Source organism: Acinetobacter sp. PK01, assembly GCF_022819285.1.
Lineage (GTDB): Bacteria > Pseudomonadota > Gammaproteobacteria > Pseudomonadales > Moraxellaceae > Acinetobacter > Acinetobacter tandoii.
Genome location: NZ_CP094643.1, coordinates 614,352 through 630,877 on the forward strand (window position 1 = coordinate 614,352; position 16,526 = coordinate 630,877).

Sequence of the window (16,526 nt, forward strand, 5' to 3'; positions counted from 1 at the left end):
GGATAAGCAGGTGTTTTTTTCTTATCGCTTTTGGTGTTTGAGCTTTATTGGGTTGGTCGCTACGATAGCACTTTTATTTTGGTTGTATTTGAATGTGATTGCATCGATGCAAATTTCAGCACACCGCTCCGAAATTATATTACCAGCATCTTTGCCGACTCAAATTCATGTGGGTAATTATTTGGATATTCATTCTAAAGGGCGGTTGGGTACACAAATTGATATTGATCGGCGATTGGAGTTGCCGTTAAAAGGAAAATATCTTGCCGCTTTACAGTTTGAAGTCGAAACGCCAATTACTGTGAATATTGACTATCAAACCATGATCCGTATTGATCAGTTGATGCCTGTGGAAACGACTACAGATTTAATTTATCAAAATCGTTTGTTGCCTCAATTCCCTCTGAAATTGAATATTCCAGTTAAATTGGACGTACCTTTCCATTTAAAGCGAGAGTATACCATTCCTGTGAAGATTCAATTTGATGGTCCCGTGTATTTTGAATTTAATGAACCTGTTGGTTTACACGTCGTTCATCATTTTGCACCACAACTCAACTTGAATGATCCAATGAAGATGGAACGCATCGCAAGTTTTAATGCCACCATGTACAACGCTGTACGAAAAACCTCAGCCAATTTAGAACTGAATATGCATTTGCCTGTACGGAATATTCATCCTTGAGTAAAGAATGCAGCGCTTCCTTGATGGTTAAAGATTAATCTGGTAGCTTACCTATTGAAAGTACGTATAAGAAAAGTAAGCTGATTAAAGTAAGGGGAATACATGAGTACCTATGCAACCAGTAATCTATTGGGGCAAGTTCTTTCAACTGCTTGCCCATCACGCGAAATACTTGAGCATCTTTCCAGTAAATGGTCGTTGTTGGTGTTACATTGTTTAAGTGAAGGTGTACACCGCTTTAGTGAATTAAAAATAAAAATTGAGGGGATTAGCGAAAAGATGCTGTCGCAAACCCTGAAAACATTAGAGCAGGATGGTTTTATTCTACGGACAGTTTATCCGATTGTGCCACCGAAGGTTGAATATCAATTGACAATTTTAGGCTCGCAGGCTGCGGAAAAAGTGAATGAGTTAATTTTCTGGATAGAGCGAAATTTATCTGAAATCTTAGAGCAGAAACCTAAAGTAAATATTTAGATAAATGATGTACTTGGTCGTTTAACTTTAGGCATTAAGCCGCATTGAGATTAATCTCTTTCTTAAGAATCTTAATTAAATTAAAGTTTAATGTTTCAAGTATGCTTAAGTTCATTGTGTATAAATTAATGTAAAACAAGTATAAAAATAACTAGACCTATAAAAATAATGCGTGAAATTCATATTTAGTTGAATAATACTATTCGAGAAATTCTTTAAAATGTGGCAGAATAAGCGGTTTTAAAGATTTTAGAGGATTGGCAGTATGCGCTTTGTTGATGAAGCAGTCATTACCGTAGAGGCTGGCGACGGTGGCAATGGCGTAGCCAGTTTTCGCCGTGAAAAATTTGTACCTTTTGGTGGGCCAGATGGTGGAGATGGTGGTCGTGGTGGCAGCATTTATATTCAAGCTGACGACGACACGAGCACACTGGTAGATTATCGTTATACCCGTAAATTCCGTGCAGAACGGGGTAAAAATGGTTCAGGCGCAAACTGTGCTGGGCGTGGCGGACAAGATGTCATTCTCAAAGTTCCAGTTGGTACAACCATTGTAGATACTGACTCTGGCGATATTATTGGCGATTTGGTTGAAGATGGTCAGAAAATTCTAGTGGCTTCTGGTGGTGATGGGGGGTTAGGAAATACACACTTTAAATCATCGACCAACCGTACGCCGCGTAAATGTACGCATGGTTTTAAAGGTGAATTCCGCGAAATTCGTTTAGAGTTGAAAGTATTGGCAGACGTTGGTCTATTGGGTATGCCAAATGCGGGTAAATCAACCTTTATTCGTGCAGTTTCAGCAGCAAAACCAAAAGTTGCAGATTATCCATTTACTACGATGGTACCAAACTTAGGTGTTGTCGATGCAGATCGTCACCGTTCATTTGTCATGGCGGATATTCCTGGACTAATCGAAGGTGCTTCGGAAGGTGCAGGTCTTGGTATTCGTTTCTTAAAGCATCTGGCACGTACACGTATCTTATTGCATATTGTAGATGTACAGCCTATTGATGGTTCGGATCCTGCATATAATGCTAAGGCGATCATCAAAGAATTAAAGAAATTTTCTCCAACCTTGGCGAAACTTCCAGTGGTTTTGGTACTTAATAAGTTAGATCAACTTGCACCAGACACCAGTGAAGAATGGTGTAATCACATTCTTGAAGAATTAGAATGGAAAGGTCCAGTATTTAAAACTTCTGGTTTACTCGCAGAAGGGACAAAGCCAGTAGTTTATTACCTCATGGATCAAATTGAACAACAACGTGAACGTGAAGTTGAAGATCCTGAGTACGCAGCAGAAGTGAAAGCATTCCGTGAGCAGCTAGAAGCTGAAACACGTGAACAAACCATTGCCGCTAAAGAAGCTTATCGTGAAATGCGTCGTCAACAGCGTCTTGCTGGTCTATTGGGCGATGATGATGAAGACGATGATGATGGCGACGATGGCGATATGGAAGTGTTTTACGTTCGTTAATTTCCAAGCGAACAACATGTAACTGAGGACAAGATGATAGAAGTGGTAGATGGGCAACGTCAGCTCAAGGCTTTAAAACGTATCGTTGTTAAAATCGGATCATCTTTACTCACAGCAAATGGGCAAGGCTTAGATTTAGATGCAATTTCGCATTGGGCGAAACAAATTGCAGATTTACACCAAGCTGGACATGAAATTATTCTTGTCTCCTCAGGCGCTGTGGCTGAAGGTATGGTTCGAATGAAGCTAGAGAATCGACCCACCGATCTACCCAGTCTTCAGGCATGTGCTGCGATTGGTCAAATGGGTTTAATCCATACATGGTCAAGTGTACTCGAACAGCACAGTATTCAAACAGCGCAAGTGCTTTTAACCCACGATGACCTTGCGGATCGTCGTCGTTATTTAAACTCTTGTGATGCTTTGCAAAATTTAATCGATTGGCGTGTGATTCCAGTCATCAATGAGAATGACACAGTTTCAACTGATGAAATTCGTTTTGGTGATAACGATACGCTTGCTGCAATGGTTGCAGGCCAAGTCCATGCAGATTTGTTGATTATCTTAACAGATCAGCAAGGCATGTTTGATTCTGACCCACGCTCAAACCCAAATGCGAAACTGTTCCATACCGTACGGGCTTTAGATGAAAGCTTGTTTGATATGGCAGGTGGTGGTGGTAAGTTTGGTCGTGGTGGTATGCTCACCAAAGTTCGTGCTGCACGACTAGCAGCAAAGTCGGGTTGTCCAACCCTGATTGCGAGTGGTGAAAGTGATCAAGTACTTGCCCGTTTAATGGCAGGTGAAATGCTTGGCACTTTGTTTATCACGGACAATGACCGTATTACCGCGCATCAGCAATGGTTGGCAGCACATTTGCAAACTGCGGGACGTCTAATTTTAGATGATGGTGCAGTTAAAGCCATTAAAGATAATCATCGTAGTTTATTACCTGTCGGTGTGAAAGCGGTTGAAGGGCATTTTGACCGTGGCGATGTTGTAGAGTGTGTTGACCCTTCTGGTTATCGTGTCGCGGTTGGGCGTGTTAATTTCAGTTCGCGTTCGGCAGAATTGGTTAAAGGTTTGTCTTCAGACAAGGTTTATCAAGTTCTGGGTGAAGCTCGTTCGCTTGAGATGATTCATCGCGATCATATGGCAATTTACTAAAAAATTTAAAAAAATCCCGCTCTAAAGCGGGATTTTTTATTTTAAGACCAAATTATTTAATATAGCCTTTTTGAATCAGTGGTCTAAATACATAGAAATGAAGCGTCAGTACCCATTCCATAAGTTTTTCTTTATAGTGATTCCAGAGCGTTAAACCAGACAAATTCAGCGCAAAAGCCAGTACAAAGGCACCGAGCATATCTAAAGGGAAATGAACACCTACATAAATGCGTGACCATGCAACTAACCAAGCCAGCATAATTAAGAAAATACCAAGTTTACGGTAAGTTGAAAAGAAATAAGAAAAAGCAATACTGCTAAAAATGAGCATATGATCGCTAGGAAAAGAGCCATTCGGTGAGTGATAAATCAAGGTACGTCCAACATCCATCACAAAAGGGCGTGGGTGATAGTAGATGTGTGAAATACATTGACTGATGAAAAGCGCAATACTGGTAAAAATAAAAGCTTTAAGAATCTGTTTCTTTATTTGATAGTCACCACGTAACCAAAACCAAGCAAAAAGTGCAATCATGCAATATAACAGGTCATTCGCAATAAAAATCGCAAAATTAATCTTCAAGTTGCTAGCATCTGGAGATGCATTGATGAATGAAAAGAGCGAGAGATTGAGTTCAGAAAGAGACATGAAAGCGGATTATGTATGCAAAGTGCGTAAAGTGTAATAATTCTGTCATCCTGTTGAAATAAAAAAAGACTACAGATTTGTAGTCTTTTTTTATTTCAAGAAACTTACGTCGTTTACGTATTATTCAGCTTAGAAGTCAAATGAGGTTTGTAGGTAGAAAGTACGTGGTTGCCCAACATATTTACCGCCAGTCGAATCGGTAGAACGTGTGAAATATTGTTTATCGAACACATTTTTAATACCGCCAGCAATTTTTAAACCGTAGTATTGCTCACCAAAGTCATAGGCTGTACGTACTGCAAAAATTGAGTAACCTGGAATATCCCCGTACTTACCATCCGAAGATTCTATAATTTGATAAATACCAGACTCTTGGTTTCCTGGAGAATGTTGCTTCGATTGTGCAAACATATCGGCATTGACAGTCCATTGATTCACTTTATAGCCTAAACCCACATTGGCTGTATGACGTGAATAAAATGGAAGATCTTTATCTTTAAAGTTACCTGCTTCAGCAACAGCCTTCGTGAAGGTGTAATTGCTATATATTTTGAGTCCCTCTAAGGCATCTGCGAGGTAAGCAAAGTCATAAGCCAGACCAAGTTCAACACCTTTATGGCTGGTTGCACCTAAATCGGTCCAATAGCCATTTTGAAGGGCGTCACGTTCTAGAATTAATTCTTTATTAAAGTCTAAATAGAATGCAGTTAATTCTGCATTCAAACCATTACCTAAATATTTTGTACCAATCTCATAGTTATTGGATTTCTCAGGTGAAAGACCATCTAAAGTAGAAATTGCTATACCTGTTTTTGAGTTTGTGGTTGCTAACTGATTGTATTGTTGAGGACCAAAAGATACGCCCGCATTTGCAAATATATTCCAGTTATCAGTGGCTTTATACATAATTGCCAGACTTGGTAACCATTCATCAGATTGAATGGATGGATTTACGGTATTCAGTAAGTTACCAGATTTATAGGCGCTAAAATTATTGTGCGTATCAATAGACTCAAAGCGGACACCAGGGGTAATTACCCAATTGCCTAAATCGAATCGGTTATCAATGTAGAAGGCATGTGCTTTAGTGCCACCTTTACTCGATGTGCGTGCGAGGAATTTCCCTGGTTGAGCATCAATAGCATAATCTGTACGCCCCGCAAACTCAGTACTATCTTCATCCATATAACGATAGCCGATAGTAACTTCACTCTGTGTATTACCAATTGAGTAAGCACGAGAAAAACGAGGTTCAATTGCAAATACAGAATAATCTCGAGGAGCATTGTCTAAACGTTTGAACGGAGTACCATCCTGACGTTGTTGATTTGTTCCTAAATTACTCGTACGGAATGAATCAATATAATAGGTTAATAATTCAAAATTATTTCGTTCATCTTGATGGGTATAACGCAAAGACACATCTGAACGACGACCTGCAAAATAGCTTTGTGATTGGTTGGATTGATATGGGTTTTCTGCATATTGTTTTGCAGTTAAACCTTCAGGCATTTCTCCACGACCTTCGTAATGATGTAAATTTAGCGCCACAGCATCAGCATCTGTAATTTGGTACGCTGTTTTTAACATGACATCATCAATGTCTATTTGATTGTTAGCTTCACGGTAAGCATTGCCTTTGGTCCCTGAATAAAGCAAAGCAAGCCCTAAACCATTATCGAGAGTACCACCCATAAATAAACTTGGGCTAAGTTTGGTTTGATCTGTGCCAGAAGTATATTCAGTGGTTAAGCTCACATTACCTGCAAAATCTTTCGGGATTGCACGAGTCGTGAAGTTAATAATTCCTCCTACGTTTTGTGGCCCAAAGCGTACTGAACCTGCACCACGAACCACGTCTACAGATTCAATATTACCCAATGAAACTGGGGCGAGTGAAAGTTGAGGTTGACCATAAGGTGCAAATGACAAAGGTACGCCATCGAGTAATACTGTTGAACGTGGAGATAAACGTGAAGTTAAACCACGTACGCCAATATTCAAAGAAACGTCACTACCACCAGTACCATTATTCTCTTGGACTTGTACACCTGGAACTTGTTTAAGAGCATCTTTAATGGATGTTGCAGCCACCTCATCTAAACGCTTACGGTCGATAATCGTGCGGGCACCCGCATGCTTTTGGACTTTTTCGGCATTGGCATTTTCTAACCAGTTGCCTTCAGCTTGAAGAGTAATGGTTTGTAATGTGTTGACAGAATTGTTCTCTGAATCTGTTGCGAAAGCCGTTTGGGTCGCAAGGCATGTGAGGGCAAGCTGAATCGCTCGGGTTAAAGGCGACACTTGAGTTGGCTTAAGAATACCAGACTGAATCAAATGGTTTGACATATTGAACACAGAGATTGCAAATTTGACGATATAATATCGAGACTCTCGCAATTATTGAATAATAATAGTTATCATTAATTACTATTATTTTCCAAATTTATGATTAGATTTCGATCTTGAATATGATCTAAAACAACAAAAAATAAAAAACCGTGTCTGTGACACGGTTTTTAAGTTAAATCTACAATTATTTAAATTGTACAGTACCGTTTGCATTCACCGTAATTTTAGATTCACCTGCTGCAACTTCAGGCATTGATGCTGCTTCTGCATCGGCAAATTTTGCCATACTGCTACGCATCATAATGGGTTGAGGGTAGTTGTTGCTGGTATTTAAATTTAAATTGACTAAATTATAGCCTGACTTATTCCATGACTGACTTAATAACTGCGCGCGCTGTTGGAAGTTTTTAGAGGCTTCAACCATAAGTTCATTTTCAACTTTTTTACGTTGAGCATCTGAAACAGTAAAGTTGATTGATTGAGTTTGGAAGTTTTGCTGTAACTCATTCACTAACTGACTCGCCGCTTTAAAGTCGGTACTTTCAATTTGAATTTCAGCACGACCACGCCATTCTTTTAATTTGCGACTATCGTTGTCATAAATTGGATAAGTCGTTTGAGACCCTGTTTCGACTTTTACATTTGGGTACTTACGCGAAGTCGCAATCGCGTGATTCATAAGTTGAGTGATTTGGCTTGCCAATTCAGCAGGCTGTTTATTGCTCTTTTCAATATAGAGTACAGCGTGCATTTCGTCATTTGAAACTTGACGTGATGCTTCTGCTTGTACGTTTACTAAATTGTAATTCAAAGCTTCTGTTTGCTGCGCAAAAGCAGTGCTGCTGAATAAACCACCGAGGAGGAGGGAATAAACTACAAAATGGCGCATAAGAAGTAACCTTTATTTGAATTTTTCAAACTTATTTGATTAAGGTAATGGTATAGGCAGTTCATGGGGAACTTTTGCAGGAATTGTGGTGAGTTTGTAAATTTTTGCATGAAAGCCAAGCTAAAAATATTTAAATTAAATAGTCTTAAATCAAGGGTTTAATTTTATAAAAAACGATAAATAAAATGATCAGGAAATGAAATTTCTAAAAAGTAAAAAAAATCGTATTTTCTTTCACTTGTCACAATGTAAGATGATAATGAAAGGGCTGGTTAGGTGTACAGTTTATTTCAAAAAATTAGGGCGTATATTTGCTAAAAGTTGTTTATTTTCCTGAAAAATTCGGTATCATGCCGCTCCTAGTTATTTAATTAAATACTGTCTAACTAGATTCTATAAAGCACCGAGTCAAAGGACCGCAAGTCACCAGACTTATTTCTTTCAACCCATATCAGAGATGGTAATTCGATATGAGCGTTTCTTCTGTAAACCCTGCCACTAATTCTACTAACGAATACTATTTGACTCGCCAAAGTCAGATGGAATCCAATGTTCGTAGCTATCCACGTAAATTACCGTTAGCGATAGCAAAAGCATTAGGTTGCTGGGTTACCGATGTTGAAGGTACAGAGTACCTTGATTGTTTAGCTGGGGCAGGAACATTGGCATTAGGCCATAATCATCCTGCGGTCGTTCAAAGTATTCAAGATACACTGACAAGTGGCATTCCATTACATACTTTAGATTTAACTACACCGTTGAAAGATGCTTTCACGGAAGCGTTGCTTTCGTATCTTCCGGGCGGTAAAGAAGAGTACTGTTTACAGTTCTGTGGTCCATCTGGTGCAGATGCGACTGAAGCAGCGATTAAACTTGCGAAGACTTATACAGGTCGTAGCTCAGTAATCAGTTTCTCTGGTGGTTATCATGGTATGACCCATGGTTCTTTGGCAATGACAGGTAACTTGTCTGCTAAAAATGCTGTGAATGGTTTAATGCCAGGCGTACAGTTTATGCCATATCCGCATGAATACCGTTGCCCACTGGGTTTAGGTGGTGAAGCGGGTGTTGATGCGTTAACCTATTTCTTCGAAAACTTCATTGAAGATGTAGAAAGCGGTGTCACTAAGCCAGCAGCAGTTATTCTTGAAGCGATTCAAGGTGAAGGCGGTGTTGTGACAGCGCCAACCAAATGGTTGAAAAAAATCCGTGAAGTGACTGAAAAGCACAACATTGTATTAATTCTTGACGAAGTTCAAGCGGGCTTTGCTCGTTCAGGTAAAATGTTTGCCTATGAACATGCAGGCATTGAGCCAGATGTAGTTGTAATGTCAAAAGCTGTTGGTGGTGGTTTACCACTTGCAGTACTAGGTATTAAACGTAAGTTTGATGCATGGCAACCAGCGGGTCACACGGGTACTTTCCGTGGTAACCAGTTGGCAATGGGTACTGGCTTGGTCGTATTAAAAACGATTACTGAGCAGAACTTAGCGCAAAATGCACAAGAGCGTGGCGATTTCTTACAAGCTGAATTGAAAAAATTAGCGCAAGAATTCCCATGCATTGGTAACGTTCGTGGTCGTGGCTTAATGATCGGTATCGAAATCGTTGATGAGCGTAAACCAGCTGACCATATGGGTTCTTTACCAGCAGACGGTCAATTGGCAGCAGCAATTCAAGCGGCATGTTTTGATAACAAACTTTTGTTAGAAAAAGGTGGTCGTAACGGTACTGTGATTCGTTTACTTTGCCCATTAATCATTACGCAAGAAGAATGTGTAGAGGTAATTGCTCGCTTTAAGAAAGCAATTGCTGAAGCGCTTGTTGCAGTGCGAGGCGCTCAATAATGGTTGATTTTGCAGAACACCGTAAAGCGTTACTCTGCAATGATGCCCAATCCATTGCTGACTATGAGTCAGCAATGGAGCAAGCTACCAAAGCGGTAGCGGCATGGTTGCAAAATGACAAAATGTATACAGGCGGTAGCATCAAAGAATTACGTGATGCGATTGCTTTTAATCCAACTAAAGAAGGTTTAGGTGTACAAAAGTCATTGGATCGTATGGTTGAGCTTTTCTTAAATAAAAGCTTAAAAGTACATCACCCTCATTCTTTAGCACATTTGCATTGCCCAACCATGGTTGCAAGCCAAATTGCTGAAGTTTTGATTAATGCAACCAACCAATCTATGGACTCATGGGATCAAAGCCCAGCGGGTTCTTTGATGGAAGTTCAATTGATTGATTGGCTTCGTCAAAAAGTCGGTTATGGTGCAGGTCAAGCAGGTGTATTCACTTCTGGTGGTACACAGTCTAACTTGATGGGTGTACTCCTTGCGCGTGATGCTTGCATCTCGAAAAACTGGAAAGACGAAAACGGTAATCCGTGGTCTGTACAGCGCGATGGTATTCCAGCAGAAGCCATGAAAAACGTTAAAGTCATTTGTTCTGAAAATGCACATTTCTCTGTGCAAAAGAACATGGCGATGATGGGTATGGGCTTCCAATCAGTGGTCACTGTTCCTGTTAATGAAAATGCTCAAATGGATGTAGATGCTCTCGAAAAAACCATGGAGCATTTACAGTCAGAAGGCAAAATCGTGGCGTGTGTAGTTGCAACTGCGGGCACAACCGATGCGGGCGCAATTGACCCATTGAAGAAAATTCGTGAAATCACTAACAAGTTTGGCGCGTGGATGCATATCGATGCGGCATGGGGTGGTGCACTAATTTTATCGAATGATTATCGTTCGATGTTGGATGGGATTGAGTTATCTGACTCGATTACGCTTGATTTCCATAAGCACTATTTCCAAACCATTTCTTGTGGTGCATTCTTGCTTAAAGATGAAGCGAACTATCGTTTCATGCACTACGAAGCTGAATATTTGAACTCAGCCTATGATGAAGAACATGGTGTTCCTAACCTAGTATCGAAATCTTTACAAACAACTCGTCGTTTTGATGCGTTGAAATTGTGGATGACTGTAGAAGCTTTAGGTGAAGAGCTTTATGGTTCTATGATCGATCACGGTGTTAAATTGACACGTGATGTTGCCGATTATATTAAAGCAACTGACGGTCTTGAGCTTTTGGTTGAGCCACAATTTGCCTCTGTTTTATTCCGTGTTGTACCAGCAGGCTACCCAGTAGAATTGTTGGATACATTGAATCAAAACGTTGCAGATGAATTGTTTGCGCGTGGTGAAGCGAATATTGGTGTAACTAAAGTAGGTCAAGTGCAATCATTGAAAATGACGACACTGAGCCCTGTTGCAACATTAGAAAACGTACAGAACTTGCTGTCTCTTGTTCTTGCAGAAGCAGATCGAATTAAAGGTCCTATTCAAGCAGGCACATATACACCAGCGATTGACTAATCGTCATGTTGTTCAAAAAGCCTGGAAAATTCCAGGCTTTTTTATTTGTTATATAGGAAAAATGTTTAAGCTAAATGCACAGGATGATAGTTGTGACTTTTCGATTTAAGTAAAAAGTGATTCTGTTCCTTGATTTTTTTCAAAACAATGTAAGACTTAATGTGCCCAATAAAAGAATAGGTTAATAAGCGTTCTGTCACAAAATGGGAAAGTTGCTCTAAGTTTTCAGCGACAACTTTCAGAATAAAATCTGCATCGCCACTGATCGAAAAAGCATCCTGAATATTGTCTTCCGCTTCGATGAGTTCTTGAAAGGCTTGTTGAGAAGATGCTTCATGTGTTCTTAAGTTAATATGAATCATGGCAGTCACTTCCATGCCTAAAGCCTGCTGCTGTATGCGGGCGGTATAGCCCAAAATAATGCCTTTTTGCTCCAGTAGTTGTCGTCTTCTCGAACACTGTGATGCAGATAAACCAATTAGATCGCCAATTTCCTGATTGGTGAGCCGTCCATTTTTTTGTAGTGCTTGAATGATTTGCCAGTCGAACTTATCCATGCATAAAATCCTTTTGTGATACACAAATCTTGTATTTTTATTAAAATTCCGTTTCATTATGCACGAAATTTACGGCGTAGATGAAATATTATTTTTCTATGGAATAAAAAATGGTCTCAAAGGATATCGAGCAATGTTCATAGAAATTGGTGAATTTTTAAATCTTCGTTTAAAACAAATGGGTATACAGCATCTTTTTGGTGTACCTGGTGATTTCAATCTTTCTTATTTAGAACAAGTTGAAGCAGATGCTCAGCTAGAATTTATTGGCAACTGTAATGAGTTAAATGCGGCTTATGCAGCAGATGGCTATGCACGAATTAACGGTTTTGCAGCGTTGGCAACTACGTATGGCGTTGGTGATCTAAGTGCAATTAACGGCATTGCAGGAGCCTATGCGGAAAATGTACCGATGGTACATATTTCAGGTATTCCTCCTTTGCATGTGGTTCAAAAAGGCATTCTAGTTCACCATACATTGGTCGATGGTAACTATGACAATATTATGAACTGTATGAAGGAGTTCACTGTCGCACAGACACGTTTAACACCTGCCAATGCAGCTTATGAAATTGATCGTGTTTTACGTCAGTGTTTTCTGGAGCGTCGTCCAGTACATATTCAGCTAGCATCGGACATTACCCATGTAAAAATCGAAGTGGATGCGCGTCCACTCGATCTCAGTTATCCATCGGTTGAACCTGATTTACTAAGTAGCGTAGTCGATCAACTGTGTGGCATTTTGGCAAAAGCAAAAAGCCCAGCATTGTTGATTGACAATGAAGCTGCCGTTTTTGGGGTGACCTCTTTATTACATGATTTATCTAACAAGTGCTCGATTCCATTTGCTGGTATGAATACAGCAAAAAACATCATGGATGAGGGCTCACCGCGTTATATCGGAACTTATGTGGGTGGGGCGAGTCAACCGCATGTTAAAAATGTGATTGAACAGTCGGACTGTTTAATTGGGGTTGGTGTTCGCTTTACTGATGTAGGCTCAGCAGTATTTACGCATCAAATTGCGACTGAAAATTATATTGAAATTAAGCCTTATGGCTTGAATATTTTTGGTCAGGACATACCGGGTATTGAAATTGGCCAATTGTTAGTTGAATTAAATAAAAAAGTAGCACCGCGTAAAACACCACACCATATTGTGACTCAGTCCCCTACACAAAAAAGACCTGAAGTTAATGAGCAGCAGAAACTCAGTCAAGAACTACTGTGGAATGCTATCGCAGGTTTCTTTAAGGATGATGATGTCATTATTGGAGAGGTTGGAACTTCAAACTCTGCACTATCGGGTTTAAAGCTACCCGCCACTGCAAAATATATTTCTCAGCCACTTTGGGGTTCAATCGGTTATACCTTGCCCGCTTTACTTGGAAGCCTGTTAGCTGCGCCTGAGCGTCGACAAATTCTGTTTATTGGAGACGGTTCATTTCAATTAACTGTACAAGAACTCTCGACCATTATTCGTCATGGTCTCAAGCCAATAATTTTCTTGTTGAACAATGGTGGCTATACCATCGAGCGTTTAATTATGGGTGAAAATGCGGCGTATAACGATATTCAAAACTGGAACTATGCACAAATTCCAGCAGTGTTTAATGGAAGTAAGGCTTATCAATCACATGTGGTTGAAACAATTGGGCAACTGCAACAGGTTTTGGATAACGTGCAGCAACAGGATGGACTGACTTTTGTGGAATTAAAACTCCCTGCCATGGATGCTCCTTTAAGTTTGAAAAAATTTGCCAACGTGATTGCACGATTTGACTATGGTGATCGTGGCTATGAAATTTTAACTCAGCGTTCAAATACGCTGGAATGTAAAAATGTAAGCTCGTTCTAAGCTGGAGACCGCAGCGTCTTTTTAAAAAATGGAATTAAATTAAAGCATATTAAGTCCGAAGATCAATTATAGGTCTTCGGTCTAGTGCTGAATAAAGGTGTACAGGACGTTACACTTACAACGGAGAAAATGTATGGATGAAAATAATCAGCATGCTTTGAAACAAGGCTTGTCGAATCGGCATATTCAATTGATTGCCTTAGGTGGCGCAATAGGTACAGGGCTATTTTTAGGACTTTCACAAACCATTAAACTGGCAGGGCCTTCTATTTTGTTGGGCTATGCTATAGCAGGGATTATTGCATTTTTAATTATGCGTCAGTTGGGTGAGATGGTGGTCGAAGAACCCGTCAGTGGCTCATTTAGTCATTTCGCCAACAAGTATTGGGGCAAAATGGCTGGATTTATGTCTGGTTGGAATTATTGGGTGTTGTATGTGCTAGTCAGCATGGCTGAATTAAGTGCAATCGGTACATTTGTTCAGTTTTGGTGGCCTGAAATTCCAACGTGGCTCACCGCTTTATTTTTCTTCATTTTAATGAATGGCATTAACTTGGTGAATGTCCGCTTTTTTGGCGAATCAGAATTTATATTTTCTTTTATTAAGATTATTGCGATTTTGAGCATGATTGGCTTTGGGGCTTATTTACTGTTCTTGGGTTCAGCAGGGCCACAGGCTGGTATTGCAAATTTATGGCAGCATGGTGGATTTTTCCCACATGGTATGCATGGTTTTGTCATGGCATTGGCAGTCATTATGTTTGCTTTTGGTGGTTTAGAGTTGATTGGGATTGCCGCAGCAGAAACTAAGCAGCCAGAAACGACTATTCCTAAAGCAGTTAATCAAATTGTCTACCGAATTTTGATTTTCTATATTGGTGCAATTGGTATTTTGCTGTGCCTTTATCCTTGGAATATGGTGGCAGAAGGTGGTAGTCCATTCGTTTTAATTTTCCAGTCACTCAACAGTAACGGTGTTGCTAATGTTCTAAACTTTGTTGTGTTAATTGCTGCAATTTCTGTTTATAACAGTTGTATTTACTGTAATACTCGTATGTTGCATGGCTTAGCAGAGCAGGGGAATGCACCTGCAATATTGAAAAAAATTAACAGTCGCGGTATTCCAGTACCTGCTGCAATTGTATCGGCATCAATCACAGCAGTTTGTGTCTTGGTGAATTATTTGATTCCTGGACAAGCTTTTCAGCTCTTTATGATGTTGGTGGTTGCCGCATTGGTGATTAACTGGTTGATGATTTCAGTAACACATTTGAAATTTAGTAAAGCCATGAAACTGCAAGGACGTCAGACCAAGTTTCAAAGTATTTTAAGTCCATGGACCAACTATTTGACCATTGCATTTGTTTGTATGATTCTGATTATTATGGCGCTTACACCAGATATGCGTTTAGCTGTGATTTTAGGTCCCATCTGGATGGCAGCTTTAGCGATCACATATGTGCTCAAATATCGTAAAAAAATGTTGGTAATGCCAGAAGCACAGTCCAATTAAAGTTTTTAAAGGTTATACATTTAGGGTTACCCGACTAACGTGGGGTAGCCCTTTTTGTATTTAAGAATGACTGAGTAGAGTAAGTGTAGGTATTCGAGATAGGTAAAAAATTCTTAGATTCTTAAATTCATGCTTTAAACCTGTTTAATTAGGTAGGAAAGGCTGAATTGGGTAAGAGGGTATTAAGATAATGGACACACTTTAAAGCATGTAAAAATGACATCAAGATGAATTGTTACACTTTACAGCTAGAAATGAAAACATAAAAATAAGAATATAATTTATGTTACATATTGAATCTAAAAGAATTTTAAATAAATCATCATTCAAGCTCCAAATATCATAAAAGCGTCATATTGCTGTAACTTATTTGTCATATTTTAAAATCAAAATGCATATATCGAAAAAAGTACAAAACTGAATAAAAAAGTGACGTACTTCAAATTGCACACATTAAGAGAGATGAGTATGCGCTTAAACCACATCGCACTTGCATTGGCAGTAACAGGGGCAGCTGTAGCAACAACTGCAAATGCAGCACGTGACACAATTCAAATCGCTGGTTCTTCAACAGTATTGCCATATGCAAGTATTGTAGCTGAAGAATTTGGTAATACATTTCCGCAATATAAAACTCCAGTTGTGGGTTCTGGTGGTACTTCAGGCGGTTTAAAACAGTTCTGTGCAGGTGTAGGTGACAATACGATTGATGTGGCAAATGCATCACGTAAAATTAAAGATACAGAATTAGCTGCTTGTAAAAAAGCAGGCGTAAACAAAATTCACGAAATCAAAATTGGTTATGACGGTATTGTTTTTGCGTCAAACTCACACAAAGCAGCATACAAGTTAAAGCCTTACCATGTATTTGCAGCTTTAGCTGAAAAATTACCATCAAATGGTAAGTTAGTTCCAAACCCATATACACGTTGGAACCAAATTGACAAAACACTTCCAAACGAACCAATTACTCTTGTAATTCCTGCTACAAACCACGGTACACGTGAAGTGTTCCAAGAGAAAATGGTTGAAGCTGGTTGTGAATCTTACGATTACTTCAAGAAGTTAGATAAAGATGCTCAGAAGAAAGCATGTTCAGCTTTCCGTAAAGACGGCAAAGTCATTGAAATTGCAGGCGACTACACTGAAACATTGGCTCGCTTGAAAACTTCTCCAAGTGCAGTAGGTGTGTTTGGTTTAGGCTTCTATGATCAAAACCGTGACAAGTTACGTGTAGCGACAGTGAACAACGTTGCGCCATCTGAGAAGACAATTCTGAATGGTTCTTACCCTGTTTCACGCCCATTGTTCTTCTACGTGAAAGGTGAGCACCTTCAATCAATCAAAGGCTTACAACAATACACGGAATATTTCTTAAACAAGAAAGTTTCAGGTAAAGGTTCTAAGTTAGAAAAAGCAGGCTTGATTTCTATGTCAGACAAAGAGCGTGCAAAAATCCTTGCTGACTTTAAAGCAGGTAAAGCGGTTAAGTAATTCAGTGAAATAGGCAAATGGTG

13 protein-coding genes are annotated in these 16,526 nt (G+C 39.5%); 9 read left to right on the plus strand and 4 right to left on the minus strand.

Annotation, left to right across the window (positions count from 1 at the left end; all coding sequences use genetic code 11):
• Nucleotides 1–10: 10 nt before the first annotated feature.
• The 4 genes from MP622_RS02905 (at nt 11) to proB (ending at nt 3,812) form a co-directional block, all read left to right on the plus strand.
• Nucleotides 11–685 carry a hypothetical protein gene (locus MP622_RS02905; RefSeq protein ID WP_151503789.1) on the plus strand — a complete coding sequence of 225 codons (675 nt, stop codon included), beginning with the start codon at nt 11–13 and terminating at the stop codon, nt 683–685.
• Nucleotides 686–787: 102 nt separating this feature from the next.
• On the plus strand, nt 788–1,162 hold the full coding sequence (locus tag MP622_RS02910) for a helix-turn-helix domain-containing protein (protein WP_016166818.1): 375 nt from the start codon (nt 788–790) through the stop codon (nt 1,160–1,162).
• A gap of 265 nt (nt 1,163–1,427) precedes the next feature.
• On the plus strand, nt 1,428–2,645 hold the full coding sequence (cgtA, locus tag MP622_RS02915; RefSeq protein ID WP_016166817.1) for an Obg family GTPase CgtA: 1,218 nt from the start codon (nt 1,428–1,430) through the stop codon (nt 2,643–2,645).
• Between the two features lie 33 nt (nt 2,646–2,678).
• The gene (gene proB, locus MP622_RS02920) at nt 2,679–3,812 is read left to right on the plus strand and encodes a glutamate 5-kinase (RefSeq protein ID WP_044740247.1); all 1,134 of its coding nucleotides are present in this window, start codon (nt 2,679–2,681) and stop codon (nt 3,810–3,812) included.
• A gap of 52 nt (nt 3,813–3,864) precedes the next feature.
• On the opposite strand, the gene MP622_RS02925 is transcribed toward proB, so the two are convergent.
• The 3 genes from MP622_RS02925 to MP622_RS02935 form a co-directional block, all read right to left on the minus strand.
• Nucleotides 3,865–4,461, minus strand: coding sequence for a phosphatase PAP2 family protein (locus MP622_RS02925; RefSeq protein ID WP_243792408.1), 597 nt, complete (start codon nt 4,459–4,461; stop codon nt 3,865–3,867).
• A 129-nt stretch (nt 4,462–4,590) separates the two neighbouring features.
• Complete coding sequence (locus MP622_RS02930) at nt 4,591–6,810, minus strand: TonB-dependent siderophore receptor (protein WP_243792409.1); 2,220 nt, start codon at nt 6,808–6,810, stop codon at nt 4,591–4,593.
• A 187-nt stretch (nt 6,811–6,997) separates the two neighbouring features.
• Nucleotides 6,998–7,702: an SIMPL domain-containing protein gene (locus MP622_RS02935; RefSeq protein ID WP_243792411.1), complete on the minus strand. Its 705-nt coding sequence runs from the start codon at nt 7,700–7,702 to the stop codon at nt 6,998–7,000.
• A gap of 470 nt (nt 7,703–8,172) precedes the next feature.
• Here MP622_RS02935 and MP622_RS02940 point away from each other — a divergent pair, with 470 nt between their 5' ends.
• A complete protein-coding gene (locus MP622_RS02940; RefSeq protein WP_243792413.1) occupies nt 8,173–9,549 on the plus strand; it encodes a diaminobutyrate--2-oxoglutarate transaminase in 1,377 nt (458 codons plus the stop codon).
• Nucleotides 9,549–11,081, plus strand: a complete 1,533-nt coding sequence (locus MP622_RS02945; protein ID WP_243792415.1) for an aspartate aminotransferase family protein — start codon at nt 9,549–9,551, stop codon at nt 11,079–11,081. The genes MP622_RS02940 and MP622_RS02945 overlap by 1 nt, the downstream gene beginning before the upstream one ends.
• A 65-nt stretch (nt 11,082–11,146) precedes the next feature.
• Here MP622_RS02945 and MP622_RS02950 read toward each other — a convergent pair whose 3' ends face one another.
• A complete protein-coding gene (locus MP622_RS02950) occupies nt 11,147–11,638 on the minus strand; it encodes an Lrp/AsnC family transcriptional regulator (RefSeq protein WP_016166810.1) in 492 nt (163 codons plus the stop codon).
• 133 nt (nt 11,639–11,771) lie between these two features.
• Here MP622_RS02950 and MP622_RS02955 point away from each other — a divergent pair, with 133 nt between their 5' ends.
• The 3 genes from MP622_RS02955 to MP622_RS02965 all read left to right on the plus strand — a co-directional run bounded on the left by MP622_RS02955 (nt 11,772) and on the right by MP622_RS02965 (nt 16,503).
• Entirely contained in the window at nt 11,772–13,496 is a 1,725-nt protein-coding gene (locus MP622_RS02955) for a thiamine pyrophosphate-binding protein (RefSeq protein ID WP_243792417.1), read from the plus strand.
• 133 nt (nt 13,497–13,629) lie between these two features.
• On the plus strand, nt 13,630–15,009 hold the full coding sequence (locus tag MP622_RS02960) for an amino acid permease (protein WP_243792419.1): 1,380 nt from the start codon (nt 13,630–13,632) through the stop codon (nt 15,007–15,009).
• Nucleotides 15,010–15,477: 468 nt separating this feature from the next.
• Nucleotides 15,478–16,503, plus strand: coding sequence for a substrate-binding domain-containing protein (locus tag MP622_RS02965; RefSeq protein WP_016166807.1), 1,026 nt, complete (start codon nt 15,478–15,480; stop codon nt 16,501–16,503).
• Nucleotides 16,504–16,526 lie beyond the last annotated feature (23 nt).